Consider the following 1,523-nt stretch of genomic DNA (forward strand, 5'->3'; position numbering starts at 1 on the left):
CGCATGAGTTGCCCTGTGTCAAGCCGTTGCGGGTTGGTCCTGGTTGAGGAGTCTTTGGAGGGCTCGGTGTTGGGTGGGGTCGTAGGTGGTGTTGTCGTGCCAGCAGCGCCAGATGATGTGCAGCCAGGCGCGGGCGAGGATGCGCACGGCGTGCGGGTGGTCGTGGCCGCGGGCTCGGGCCCGGTCGTAGAGGTCGGCGGCCCAGGGGTTGGCTCGGCGGCTGTCGCCGGCGAAGTCGCAGACCGCGTCGCGGAGTTGTTTGTCTGCGGCCCAACGGAATCCGACGTGTTTGACTTTGCCGGATTGGCGGGTGGAGGGGGCCACTCCGGCCAGACACGCCAGCGATTCTGGGGTGGGGAACCGTCCGCGGCAGTCCCCGATTTCGGCGAGCAGGCGGGCGGCGCGGTTGGTTCCGGAGCGGGGCAGGCTGGTGAAGATCTGCGCGTCGCTGTGGGCGGCGAGTTGGGTGGCGATGCTGTCATCAAGAATCTTGATTTGCGCGGTCACGGTGGCCAGGGTCCGCACGTAGGTGCCGGTGATGGTGGCGCCGTCGATCCCGGTCGCGCCGCGAGGTGCGCTGGTGAGGCGGCGGTGCAACTCGCGGGGGTGGGTGCGTCCGCTGTAGCCGACGCTGGCCAGCCAGTTGGCCATCCGGGTGACCGAGAGCCAGTCGGCGCGGTCCTGGCAGTCGAAGCGGGTCAGGAACGCCATGCTGATTGGCGAGTCGATGTCGGCGAAGAGCCCGACCGCGCCGGGGAACACGATCATCAGATGAGCGCGCAGTTGGTTGGCGACCGCGACACGGTGGGCGACGAGGTTCTTGCGGGCCCGACATGTCTGACGCAAGGCCACGGTGGCCGGGGCATCGGGCAGCAGCGGGTGCAGTCGGGCGCGGTCGGTGCGCAGGGTGTCGGCGAGCACGAAAGCGTCGAAGCGGTCGTCTTTGTTGCCGGCCGAGCCGTAGCGTCCGCGCAGGTTCTTGACCTGGTTGGGGCTGATCACCACGACCGTGATCCCGGCTTCGAGCAGGGTGTCTACGACCGGGCCGTCGGGACGCTCGATGGCGACCTCGTTGGCACCGGCGGTGGACAGCGTTGTGAGCAGTTCACGCAGGCCGGCCGCGTCGTGGGTGATCGTGCGGCGCGTGATTTCTCGACCGTCGGCGTCGACGATCGAGATCGCATGGTCGTCGCGGGCCCAGTCGATTCCAGCGGTGAGTCCGTTGTCGGGTTTCGGTGGCAGGGTATTTCGGGCAGACTTCATGACAGCCTCCTCGCTGCTTGTCCCAGTGGGGAGGCACCCTTTGGTGGTACCGGGGCACGGCTGCCGGTTCGCTCACTGAGCGGCGCTCAACGGCGCATAGCCCTGTCGACGGTCGGCGTGCTCCGGGTAACCGCTGATCTCCGCAGAACTCATGCTGGACATCAACAGTGTCGAGCGAGCAGGGCGGTAGACCAGCGGCACCCAGGGTGCATCGGCAATCCATCCAAGATCACCGACACAAGGATGGTGCACCAGTGAGC

Annotated in this window: 2 protein-coding genes; both read right to left on the reverse strand. The window is 67.6% G+C overall.

Annotated features, from left to right (window positions below; genetic code table 11):
* Window positions 1-18 precede the first annotated feature (18 nt).
* Complete coding sequence (locus tag ABQE89_RS26205; RefSeq protein WP_448422143.1) at window positions 19-1,263, reverse strand: IS110 family RNA-guided transposase; 1,245 nt, start codon at window positions 1,261-1,263, stop codon at window positions 19-21.
* Window positions 1,264-1,335: 72 nt separating this feature from the next.
* Window positions 1,336-1,523, reverse strand: a 188-nt coding sequence (locus ABQE89_RS26210) for a hypothetical protein (protein ID WP_448422145.1), incomplete at its 5' end; no start/stop codon positions are given.

The organism is Mycolicibacterium sp. XJ1819, from assembly GCF_053483675.1.